Source organism: Massilia sp. METH4 (assembly GCF_037094685.1).
Lineage (GTDB): Bacteria > Pseudomonadota > Gammaproteobacteria > Burkholderiales > Burkholderiaceae_D > Rugamonas.
Window position 1 is genome coordinate 6,361,270 of record NZ_CP146614.1, and the last position, 10,448, is coordinate 6,371,717.

Annotated in this window: 10 protein-coding genes and 1 tRNA gene; 5 read left to right on the forward strand and 6 right to left on the reverse strand. The window is 66.0% G+C overall.

Annotated features, from left to right (window positions below):
- Positions 1-125: 125 nt before the first annotated feature.
- Positions 126-1,658: an AMP-binding protein gene (locus V6Z91_RS27755; RefSeq protein ID WP_338763960.1), complete on the forward strand. Its 1,533-nt coding sequence runs from the start codon at positions 126-128 to the stop codon at positions 1,656-1,658.
- Here V6Z91_RS27755 and V6Z91_RS27760 read toward each other — a convergent pair.
- On the reverse strand, positions 1,636-1,956 hold the full coding sequence (locus V6Z91_RS27760) for a hypothetical protein (RefSeq protein ID WP_338763962.1): 321 nt from the start codon (positions 1,954-1,956) through the stop codon (positions 1,636-1,638). The genes V6Z91_RS27755 and V6Z91_RS27760 overlap by 23 nt on opposite strands.
- A 243-nt stretch (positions 1,957-2,199) precedes the next feature.
- On the opposite strand from V6Z91_RS27760, the gene V6Z91_RS27765 reads away from it, so the two are divergent.
- Positions 2,200-2,709, forward strand: coding sequence for a MarR family winged helix-turn-helix transcriptional regulator (locus V6Z91_RS27765; protein ID WP_338763964.1), 510 nt, complete (start codon positions 2,200-2,202; stop codon positions 2,707-2,709).
- A gap of 25 nt (positions 2,710-2,734) precedes the next feature.
- The gene (locus V6Z91_RS27770) at positions 2,735-3,670 is read left to right on the forward strand and encodes a type 1 glutamine amidotransferase (protein ID WP_338763966.1); all 936 of its coding nucleotides are present in this window, start codon (positions 2,735-2,737) and stop codon (positions 3,668-3,670) included.
- Positions 3,671-3,811: 141 nt separating this feature from the next.
- Here V6Z91_RS27770 and V6Z91_RS27775 read toward each other — a convergent pair whose 3' ends face one another.
- Together V6Z91_RS27775 and V6Z91_RS27780 are read right to left on the reverse strand one after the other, a co-directional pair.
- Positions 3,812-4,933 (reverse strand): YbdK family carboxylate-amine ligase, encoded by a 1,122-nt coding sequence (locus V6Z91_RS27775; protein ID WP_338763969.1) that lies wholly within the window; start codon positions 4,931-4,933, stop codon positions 3,812-3,814.
- 3 nt (positions 4,934-4,936) lie between these two features.
- Positions 4,937-6,118: a cation:proton antiporter gene (locus tag V6Z91_RS27780; protein WP_338763972.1), complete on the reverse strand. Its 1,182-nt coding sequence runs from the start codon at positions 6,116-6,118 to the stop codon at positions 4,937-4,939.
- A 195-nt stretch (positions 6,119-6,313) separates the two neighbouring features.
- On the opposite strand from V6Z91_RS27780, the gene fghA reads away from it, so the two are divergent.
- Positions 6,314-7,150 carry an S-formylglutathione hydrolase gene (gene fghA / locus V6Z91_RS27785; protein WP_338763975.1) on the forward strand — a complete coding sequence of 279 codons (837 nt, stop codon included), beginning with the start codon at positions 6,314-6,316 and terminating at the stop codon, positions 7,148-7,150.
- Positions 7,151-7,152: 2 nt separating this feature from the next.
- Here the strand turns inward: fghA and V6Z91_RS27790 are convergent, their stop codons facing one another.
- From V6Z91_RS27790 to V6Z91_RS27800, 3 genes are all read right to left on the reverse strand, one after another.
- Positions 7,153-7,734: a DJ-1/PfpI family protein gene (locus tag V6Z91_RS27790; protein WP_338763977.1), complete on the reverse strand. Its 582-nt coding sequence runs from the start codon at positions 7,732-7,734 to the stop codon at positions 7,153-7,155.
- A 113-nt stretch (positions 7,735-7,847) separates the two neighbouring features.
- Positions 7,848-8,810 carry a chemotaxis protein gene (locus tag V6Z91_RS27795; RefSeq protein ID WP_338763979.1) on the reverse strand — a complete coding sequence of 321 codons (963 nt, stop codon included), beginning with the start codon at positions 8,808-8,810 and terminating at the stop codon, positions 7,848-7,850.
- 188 nt (positions 8,811-8,998) lie between these two features.
- A tRNA-Gly gene (locus tag V6Z91_RS27800) sits at positions 8,999-9,074 on the reverse strand.
- 243 nt (positions 9,075-9,317) lie between these two features.
- On the opposite strand from V6Z91_RS27800, the gene V6Z91_RS27805 reads away from it, so the two are divergent.
- Positions 9,318-10,256 (forward strand): PEP-CTERM sorting domain-containing protein, encoded by a 939-nt coding sequence (locus V6Z91_RS27805; RefSeq protein WP_338763981.1) that lies wholly within the window; start codon positions 9,318-9,320, stop codon positions 10,254-10,256.
- Positions 10,257-10,448 lie beyond the last annotated feature (192 nt).

Sequence of the window (10,448 nt, forward strand, 5' to 3'; positions counted from 1 at the left end):
ACGCCTCCCGCGTCCATTTGCCCACAACATCGGCGATCCGTCCCGCGCTGGCAACTGGAAAGTTGACAGCCAGGTGCCCGCACGGCACACTGCGCGGCTTTTCGCGCTTTGCTCCTGTTCAGGACATGACCTTCCCCCTCTCATCGATTGCCGCCAGCCTGCCGGACCGGCTGGCCGGCCTGCTCGCGGCGCGGGCATGCCTGCAACCCGATGCGGCCGCGCTGCACGTGGACGGCCGCGACATCACGTTTGCCGGGCTGTGGCAGGCCGTGCGCGACACGGCCGCGCAACTGACGGCTTTCGGCGTGCGCCCCGGCGACCGTGTGCTGGTCGTTGCCGAGAACTCGCTGGCGCAAGTGTGCCTGCTGTTCGCGGCCGGGCTGTGCGATGCGTGGATCGCCTGCGTCAACGCGCGGCTGGCCGCGCGCGAGGTCGACGTCATCCGCGCGCACTGCGGCGCGCGCCTGGTGTTCTACACCGACGACGTCTCTCCCGATGCGGCGGCCCATGGGGCAAGGCACGGGGCGCGCCATGTGCCGGCGCCGGCCCTCGTCGGCCGCTGGCTGGTCGGGCCGCTGGATGACGGCGCGCGGCCGGAACCCGTCCATGCGGACGGCGCCCGGCAGTGCGCGGCGCTGCTGTATACGAGCGGCACCACGGGGCAGCCGAAAGGCGTGATGCTCTCGCACCGCAGCCTGCTGTACGTGGCCGCGGTGTCGGCCACGCTGCGCCGGCTGGGGCCGGCCGACCGGGTGGCCGGCGTGTTGCCGGTCTCGCATGTGTACGGGCTGGCGTCGGTCCTGCTGGGCACCCTGCATGCGGGCGCCTGCTTGCACCTGGTTCCGCGCTTCACGGCGGCCGGACTGCTGCACATGCTGGCGCACGACGGCATCACGGTCCTGCAGGGCGTGCCGGCGCTGTATGCGCGCCTGCTCGACGCGGCTGGCGGCCCGGTCGCCTCGCGGCTGCGCTTCCTCTACGCGGGCGGCTCCCCGCTCACGCCGCCGCTGAAGGCGCGCGTGGAAGCGGCGTTCGGCCTGCCGCTGCACAATGGCTACGGCATGACGGAGATGGCGCCCACGATCAGCCAGACGCGCGTCGATGCGCCCCGCGCCGACGGTTCGGCGGGCCATCCGATTCCCGGGGTGGAACTGCGCATCGCCGGCGGCGGCGCGCAAGGCGAGCTGTGGGTGCGCGGGCCGAACGTCATGCTGGGCTACTACCGCGACCCGGCGGGAACCGCCGGCGTGCTGCACCCGGACGGCTGGCTGAACACGGGCGACGTGGCGCGGCTCGATGCCGATGGCGCCCTGCACATCGTGGGCCGCACGAAGGAAGTGATCGTGCGGTCCGGCTTCAACGTCTATCCGCTGGAAGTGGAAACCCTGTTGAACGCCCACCCGCGGGTGGTGCAGTCGGCCGTCGTCGGCCGCCCGGCGCCGGACGGCGAGGAAGAAGTAATCGCCTTCGTGGAAGGCACCGGAGACCGCCTGGACGCCGAGCTGGCGCGCTGGCTGGCCGGCCAGCTGGCGCCATACAAGATGCCGGCCCGGATCGTGGTGCTCGATGCCCTGCCCGCCGGCCCCACCGGCAAGGTGCTGAAGGCCCGGTTGCGGGAGATGGCGGCGGATGGCACTAGCCGTGCACCAGGTGCGTGATCTCGATGAGCCGGTGCTGGTACTCGCGGGCCAGTTCGCCGATCAGGCGGTGCTGCGCCGCGTCGGCCGGCCGGTACATCACCTGCCCATCCGGCGTGCAGGCGCAAAAGCCGCGGGCGGCCAGCTCGCGCACGATGTCGTGGCCGCGTTCGACCGATTGCAGGTAAAGCCGTTGCGCGATCGCTTCGGCGGTCCAGATCTGGCCAGGCGTGCCATGCAGCAGCAACAGCGCTTCCAGGAACGGGACGGATGGCAGCGTCAGCACGAAGCTGCGCAAGGCAGGACTGATCTCCTTCATCGACTCTTCACGGCGTTTCTTCAACGGTAGGTGGTGGCGCGCGCCGGGTGCCGCACGCGGCATGCGGCCGGGGCGGTACGCTCGCGCGCGGCTGAGTAAACCATTCGGCATCCCCGCGCGTTGCTTGCCAACGTCCTGCACAGGCCGTAAGACGGCCAGCAGGGCGGGCGCCCAATGGGCGAAAAACGAAAATTATATTCCTAAAAATGTATTTGCGCCACGCAAAAAGGGAGAAGCGAAGCCATGAGCAGTACCGTGAAACACCGCAGCAGCGAGGGCGACGATGCGCCTTCCCCCGACCTGGCAGCGCTGCAGAAGCTGCGCATCGTGATCCGCGCCGCCCAGCGGCACTCGCTGTGGGTCGAGAAACAGTGCGGGGTGAACGGCGCCCAGTTGTGGATCCTGCAGGAGCTGCTGGAGACGCCCGGGCTGCGCGTGGGCCAGATCACGGCGCGCCTGGCGATCGCCCAAGCCACCACGAGCAACCTCCTCGAAGGGTTGGTACGGAAGGGCTACGTCGTCAAGACGCGCGACCTCGATGATGCACGTGTGGTAAAACTGGCACTGTCCGACGCGGGGCGCGCCTTGCTGGACACGGCGCCGAAACCGGCGCGCGGCCTGCTGCCGGAAGCGCTGGCGAAGCTGGACGGCGCCGACCTGGCGAGCCTGAACGCGGGCTTGCAAGGCTTGCTGGATTCGATCGAAGACCTGGACGAAGGGTTCGGCCTGCAGCCGATGCCCTTCACGATGTAGTGCATTTTTAACGCAAAGGAGCGGCATGGAAGACGAGCAGCGCGGACCGGAACGGGAACATTCGCGCCGGAGGGACGATACCCCGCGTTACCTCGACCCCGGCGACTCGGTATTCTCCCTGTGGGGCCGGGTGATCCGCGCGCGCTACCAGCGCATCGCCGCCGCGTTGTCGCGGCACGTGATGCAGCGCCCGCTGCGTATCGGCATCTCGGCACGCATCTTCCACCCCGAACCCGGCGCCACGGGCTTGCGCAGCAAGAACCTGCAATACCTGGAAGAGTCGATCGCGCACTGGGTAATGTCGCGCGACGTGCTGGTGTTCATGATCCCCACGGTGAACACGACTGGCCTGCTGCACCCCTCGAACATCCGCCTGCGCGACTACGCCAAGCATCTCGACGGCCTGGTGCTGCAGGGCGGCGCCGACGTGTCGCCGCAAACCTATTCGGAAGCGCCCACGCGCCCCGAATGGAGCGGCGACCGCGCGCGCGACATGTATGAACTGGAATTGCTGCACGAATTCGTGGAGGCGGGCAAGCCGGTGCTGGGCATCTGCCGCGGCTGCCAGCTCATCAACGTGGCCTTCGGCGGCACGCTGTACCAGGACATCGCCACCGACGTGCCGGACGCCATGCCCCACGTGCACGACGACTACGACCGCCACCGCCACGAGATCGCCTTCCCGCCCGGCTCTTCGCTGGCGAAAATGTTCAAGGAACGCGCGGGCGGCGTGGTGAACTCGATCCACCACCAGGCCGTGCGCACGCTGGGCCGCGACATGGACGTGGAAGCGCTGTCGGTGCCGGACGGGATGATCGAGGCGATCCGCTACCGCAAGGCGCCGTTCGTGATGGGGCTGCAATGGCACCCGGAATTCCACCGCGCGGGTGGGCAGGAGCTGCTCGACTGCACGGGGATTCTGGATACGTTCCTGCGGGTGGCGCGCGAAACGCGGTTTTGAGCTTCAATGGTGTCAGACACCTTTCTTCGCAGAAGAAAGGTGTCTGACACCGGTTTTCTCTCGAGGCACCTCATGGGAAAACCGGTGTCGCACACGTTTTTCCCGAAAAGCCGGGAAAAACATCTCCGACACCAGTCCCTCTCAGCGCCTTCCCCGGAACCGCTGCACCGCCGCATCCACGATCCCCTCCACGCTACCGCTGGCCGCATACTGATCGCGCAGGTACTGCGCGTCGCTGCCCACGTGCGTCACCTGCATCAGGTGATTCAGCGCCGCGGAGCCGCCCAGCCGTTCGGCATACGGGTCCATGCGCCGCAGCGTCGTGAGGATGTCTTCGCGCAGCGACAGGCTCTCGTAGGTCTTCGGGTGCACGATGGTGCCGTCCAGGCCGAAGCGGCAGGCCTGGAAGCGGTTGTAGTTGTAGACGAGGTAGTCGTCCTCGGCCGGCGGTTCTTCCTTGCGGTCGAGCAGGTAGGCGCACAGCGCCTGCAGGTAGGCAGCCAGCGCGGCGGCGCGCTCCACCGTCAGCGGCGTGTCGCACACGCGCAGCTCGATGGTGCCGTATTCGGGCTTGGGCCGCAGGTCCCAGTAAAAGTCCTTCATGCTCTTGATGACGCCGGTGTGCTCCATCTTCGCAAAGAAGTTGTCCTGGAATTCCTGCCACGACAGCATGAACGGCGCGCGCCCGCTCATCGGGAAAGCGAACACGGAATTCAGGCGCGCGGAGTTGAACAGCGTGTCGCCGCCCTGCACGAAGGGCGACGAGGCCGACAGCGCAATGAAGTGCGGCAGGTAGCGCGACAGCGAGTGCAGCAGGAACAGCGCATTGTCGCCGCTGCCCGTGCCGATGTGCACGTGCTGGCCGAACACGGTGAACTGCTTGGCCAGGTAGCCGTACAGCGAGGACACTTCCTTGAAGCGGGGCTTTTCGAAGATGCGCCGGTCCACCCATTTCTGGAACGGGTGCGTGCCGCCGCCGCAGATGCCGATATTGAGTTTCTCGCCCGCTTCCACCAGCGTGTCGCGCACCAGGTGCAGCTGGGCCAGCAGCTCCGTGTGCCTGGTGTGCACGTCGCTGTTAATCTCGATCATGCTCTCCGTGATCTCCGGCGTCACGTGGCCGGGGAACGGCTTCTTCGACAGCAGGTGCAGCAGGTCGGGGCTCGAGGCCGTGAGGTCGTAGTCGGAAAAACTCACGAGCTGCAGCTCGAGTTCCACGCCCATCGTCAGCGGCGTCGATTCCTTGAACGGTTCCAGTGCCATGGCTTAATCCTCCTTCGGCGTTTCGCGGGCCCAGATCAGGGCGCGCTGGGTGATGATGGGGCCGAGCACTTCCATGAAGACGGTCATCGCCGCCACGGCCGCCAGCTCGTCGATGAGCACGACGCCGGAGTTTTTCGTTTGCTCGAGCAGCAGCACGACGAACACGGACATGGGCGCGAGCGCCATGCCGGTCGCGATGCCCTTGCGCCACGGGATGCCCGACAGGTGCGAGAACGCCGTCACGCCGATCGTCTTCACGGCGAAGCGGGCGATCACCAGCACGAAGGCGAGCATGCCGCCGTTGACGACGTTATCCCAGGACAGCGTGGACACGGCGAACACGAACAGCAGGATGGTCAGCAATTCGCCGATCGCGCCGAAGTTGCGCTGCGTGCGCGTGAACGCCACGCGGCGGTGCCGCGCGGTCAGGCCGAAGGCCAGCGTGGCCAGCACGGGCGACAGGTCGTAGGAATGCGTGATGGCGACGAGGATCACGACGACCAGCGCGAACGCCAGCGTGCCCTCGCGCGCCAGGTTGCCCAGGCGGCGCAGCACGGCCGGAACCAGCATGCCGCACACGGCGCCCAGCAGCGCCGACGAGACCAGCTCGATGACGGACAGCGAGATCGCCTGCGTCAGGCTGCCCGAGGTGTTGAAGACCCAGAAGCCGACGATGACCTTGAAGGTCAGTACCGCCAGCACGCAGTTCATCGCCACGAGGTGCAGCACGCGCTCGGTGGCCTGGCCGGAGCTGCGCTGCTCGTTGATGACACGCAGCACGCCGGCCGGCGAGGTCGACATGGCCAGCGACGCCAGCAGCAGCGCCGACATCGCTTCCATGCCCCAGGCGCTGGCGATCAGGTACACGACACCGAACGTGGCGAAGGATTCGGCCAGGCCGCTGAGGAACACCCACGGGTTGTAGCGCAGCCAGTTCAAATTGACCCGGTAACCGAGTTCGAACAGGATCAGGCCGAACGCCACGTTGGCCAGCACGACGACGGGACTGCCCGCTTCCGTGGCGAACAGGTCCGGGAATGCCTGGGCACACAGGAAGCCGACGAGACCATACACGCTGATGCGGGGCAGCTGGGTCCAGCGATGAATGAACTCGCCGGCGAGCCATGCGAGCAGTACAGCGAGCGGCCACGCTAATTCGGCCGAGATGACCAGGAAATCTGGCATTGGGTTCCTCCTATTGTTGATTGCTTGAGCCGGGCAGGATCGGCAAAACTACATTTGCGCGAATGTAGTTGATATCGTCCGGTGGTGCAAGTAGAACTCATCCATAGATGACTATATAGCAAGACTTCCCGCCGCGTCGCACACCACGCGTGTCCGGTACAATGCGGGCATTTGCCAAAACACCAAGGGGACCCCATGCTCGAACTGGTCAGCGAACACGCCTGCCACGGCGGCGTGCAGCGCTTCTACAAGCACGACTCGCAGGCGATCGGCCTGCCGATGCGCTTTTCCGTCTTCCTCCCGCCCCATGCCGACGGGGCGCGGCTGCCGGCCCTGTTCTACCTGGCCGGGCTGACGTGCACCGAGGAGACGTTCATGATCAAGGCCGGCGCCCAGCGCGTGGCGGCCGAGCTGGGCCTGGTGCTGGTGGCGCCGGACACGAGCCCGCGCGGCGCCGGCGTGCCCGGCGAATCGGATGCGTGGGATTTCGGCGTGGGTGCCGGTTTCTACCTCGATGCGACGCAGGAGCCGTGGGCGAAGCATTACCGGATGGAGAGCTACATCCACGAGCTGCGCGAGCTGGTGACGCGCGAACTGCCGGTGGATACCGCCCGGGTCGGCATTTTCGGCCACTCGATGGGCGGCCACGGCGCGCTCACGCTGGCGCTGCGCCGGCCCGACCTGTTCAAGTCGGTCTCCGCCTTCGCGCCGATCGCCGCGCCGATCCACTGCCCATGGGGCCGCAAGGCATTCACGGGTTACCTGGGCGAAGACGAATTCGCGTGGGCGGACCACGACGCCACGGCGCTGATGTCGAAGCGCTGCGCGCCCTTCCCGCACGGGATCCTGATCGACCAGGGCCTGGCCGACAAGTTCCTGAACGAGCAATTGAAACCCGAGCTGTTCGAAACGGCGTGCGCGGCCGCCGGCCAGCCGCTGACCTTGCGGCGGCATGCCGGGTACGACCACGGGTATTACTTCATCACCACGTTCATCGAAGACCACCTGCGCTGGCACGCGCCGCAGCTGTAGCGCTACAGCTTGATTTCAGTGCCGAGTTTTTGCAGGAACTGCGCGATCCACTGAGGATGCGCCGGCCAGGCCGGCGCGGTGACGAACTGGCCGTCGGTGACGGCGGCATCGACGGCGATGTCGGCGAATTCCGCGCCCGCCAGTTTCACCTCCGGCGAACAGGCCGGGTAGCACGAGATCTTCCGGCCGCGGATCACGTCCGCGGCGGCCAGCAGCTGCGCGCCGTGGCACACGGCGGCGATCGGCTTGCCGCTCTCGGCGAATTCCCTGACGATCTCGATCACGCGCGGGTCGAGGCGCAGGTATTCGGGCGCGCGGCCGCCAGCGATCGCCAGTGCGTCATATTTCGCTGTGTCGACTTCATCGAACGCGGCATTGAGCGTGAACTGGTGGCCCGGCTTTTCCGTGTAGGTCTGGTCGCCCTCGAAATCGTGGATCGCCGTCTTGATCTTATCGCCGGCCTTCTTGCCGGGGCAGACCGCGTGCACCGTGTGGCCCACCGCCTGCAATGCCTGGAACGGCACCATCGTTTCATAGTCTTCGGCGAAGTCGCCGGTCAGGAACAGAATGGTTTTTGCTGCCATGCTTGCCTCCTTGAACACACCACCAAGGTGCTCGGTTGTTGGAAAGGCAATCATAGCATCGAAAAAAAAGGCCGGGCATCGGCCCGGCCTCGTTTGCGCCGCGTACGGGCGGCTTACGCTTCCTTCTTGTGCAGCACGGTCTTGATGGTGTTCGCCAGGTCCTCGGCGACGAACTTGGCCACGTAGGCGTCGGCGCCGACACCCTTCACGTGGTCCTCGTTGGTCTTGCCCGACAGCGAGGAGTGGATCACCACGGGGATCTTCGAGAAACGCGGGTCCTGCTTGATCTTGCGGGTCAGCGTGAAGCCATCCATCTCCGGCATTTCCAGGTCGGTCAGCACGAGCGCGACGCGGTCCGACACTTCGATGCCCTCGGCCTTGCAGCCGACGGCGATGCTGTTCAGCTTGTCCCAGGCTTCCTTGCCCGATTTCGTCATCACGAACGGCGCGTGCATCGCCTGCAGGCCCTGCTCGATCAGGTTGCGCGCGACGACCGAGTCGTCCGCCGCCAGGATGAAGGAGCCCTGCTTCAGCGCGATGGTCGGCATCGCTTCCGGGTCCACTTCCTTGCCTTCGGCCGGCACCATGCGGCGCAGGATCGTTTCCACGTCCAGCACCTGCGCCAGGCGCGTGCCGTTCGTGTCGCCGTCCAGGCGGGCGATCGAGGTCACCATGCCGGTGGCGTTGCTGCCCTCGGCGGTCAGCACCTGGCTCCAGTCCAGGCGCACGATCTCGTCCACCGATTCCACGGCAAAGGCTTGCGTGGTGCGTGCAAATTCCGTGACGAGCATGATGTTCAGGCCCGTCTTCGGCTTCACGCCCACGATGGCCGGCAAGTCCATCACGGGGATGATCTGGCCGCGCAGGTTGACCACGCCCAGCATGTGCGGCTGCGCGCCGGCCACCGCCGTCACGGGCGGCATGGCCACGATCTCGCGGATCTTGAATACATTGATGCCGTACAGCTCGGAACGGTCACCGTTCTCGTCGCCGCCGAGGCGGAACAGCAGCAGCTCGAATTTGTTCGTATTGGTGAGGTTGGTGCGTTCGTCGATTTCCTGTTGTACGCTTTTCATCAGTGTTCCCCGGTCGTCAGTGCCTGCCGCGATGCGGCGTCGATTGGGGCAGTATAGGCGAGAAAATTGGCGGCACCCCCGTTCCTGTACATTAAGGCAATGAGGAATAGTGCCGGGAAACAACACCCTGAAACCTGGCAGCGCAGGAATGCAAAACGCCACCGGAAAGGTGGCGTTTTTTTGAATCCTGGAGCGGGAGAAGAGTCTCGAACTCTCGACCTCAACCTTGGCAAGGTTGCGCTCTACCAACTGAGCTACTCCCGCAGAAGAGGCATGATTATGCCAGATCGTTTTGATAAATACCAGTATGAAATGCATGCAGTTGCCGGAGCGCCGATACGGGAATTCCGCCGTCGGACTTCTTTCCACTTTCCGCCAGCGCGGATGCGCAGCTGGGCCAAGGCATTGAAATTGCAATAGAAATTTCCCTGGCACTATAAATGCTCTGGAGACAGGCACCTGGTCGCAGACCGGGAAACGCCAACCAGCCATCTCTAGGGGTAGAAAATGATCGACTTCAGCAAGGGTCTTCTCGTCGTGGCCGCCACCGCGACCTTCGGCATGCAATCGGCCAGCGCCGGCACGTTTGCCTCCGCGATCCTGGACATCAACAACTTCAAGATCTCGCACTCGAACGGCAGCGTGTACTGGAACACCGATTTTTCCAAGCTCACCGGGGTGAACGATGCCCATGCCACGGCCTCGCTGAACGGCGTCCACAAAAGCCTGTCGTCGATCGGCCCGCGGCCGGACGTGGCGCACCAGTGCATCGGCTCGCCCTGCCCCGCGTTCGGCGAGAACAACTTCACGCCGTTCAACACGAAGACGCCGATGGGCGGCAACTTCGGCTATGCCGACCAGAATTTCCTGGGCTCGGCGATCTCGGTCAACGGCGCCGCGGCGGGCGCCCGCTCGCAAACGCGCGCCGACGTGGCCACTACCTACAATATGCAGTTCGCCAACAGCAATTCCTCGGTCGGCAGTTCGAACACGATGTCGTTCCGGCTCGGCGCCAGCGACACAATGACGGTGTCGTTCGACGCCACCCCGTTCGCGATGGCGTACTCCTCGCCCGAGGGCCGTCCCGTCACGACCGCCAACGCGCGCATCTCGTGGAGCGTGAACATCGTCGATCTCGCCACGGGCGAGACCGTGTTCGAATACGCGCCGGCACGGCTCAACAGCATGGCCGCGGTCAGCCGCACGCACGGCAACAACGGCACTTCGCTGTACAACGAAAGCGGCACCATCTTCAACATGGCCGCCACCTCGCCGCTCCTGATGGCCAACCGGGATTACCAGATCACGGTGCAGCACAACACGCTGGTCAGCGCCCTGCAACAGGAAGTGCCGGAACCGGGCTCGCTGGCGATCGTGGGCGCCGGCCTGTTCGCCATGACGCTCGGCCGCCGCCTGCGCAAGAGCACGGGCCAGCCGCGCGGCTGAGCACCGTGCCTGCCACCCCGCGCGGGCACCTTCGCCTTCCCGGCCGCGGCGCCCGCCGCGGCCCCTTTTTTTCCCGCTGCCCGAATCGCCTTTGCCACGGTGCGACATCGCGCCCCCTGTCACGGCACGCCCCCTGACACGGCACCATCCCCCTGTGACGGGCACGCCATTCCTCCCCTGTCACCGCGTGCC

Coding starts and splice junctions, on each gene's coding strand:
- V6Z91_RS27755 (WP_338763960.1), top strand. CDS start 126: ATGACCTTCCCCCTCTCATCGATTGCCGCCAGCCTGCCGGACCGGCTG.
- V6Z91_RS27760 (WP_338763962.1), bottom strand. CDS start 1,956: ATGAAGGAGATCAGTCCTGCCTTGCGCAGCTTCGTGCTGACGCTGCCA.
- V6Z91_RS27765 (WP_338763964.1), top strand. CDS start 2,200: ATGAGCAGTACCGTGAAACACCGCAGCAGCGAGGGCGACGATGCGCCT.
- V6Z91_RS27770 (WP_338763966.1), top strand. CDS start 2,735: ATGGAAGACGAGCAGCGCGGACCGGAACGGGAACATTCGCGCCGGAGG.
- V6Z91_RS27775 (WP_338763969.1), bottom strand. CDS start 4,933: ATGGCACTGGAACCGTTCAAGGAATCGACGCCGCTGACGATGGGCGTG.
- V6Z91_RS27780 (WP_338763972.1), bottom strand. CDS start 6,118: ATGCCAGATTTCCTGGTCATCTCGGCCGAATTAGCGTGGCCGCTCGCT.
- fghA (WP_338763975.1), top strand. CDS start 6,314: ATGCTCGAACTGGTCAGCGAACACGCCTGCCACGGCGGCGTGCAGCGC.
- V6Z91_RS27790 (WP_338763977.1), bottom strand. CDS start 7,734: ATGGCAGCAAAAACCATTCTGTTCCTGACCGGCGACTTCGCCGAAGAC.
- V6Z91_RS27795 (WP_338763979.1), bottom strand. CDS start 8,810: ATGAAAAGCGTACAACAGGAAATCGACGAACGCACCAACCTCACCAAT.
- V6Z91_RS27805 (WP_338763981.1), top strand. CDS start 9,318: ATGATCGACTTCAGCAAGGGTCTTCTCGTCGTGGCCGCCACCGCGACC.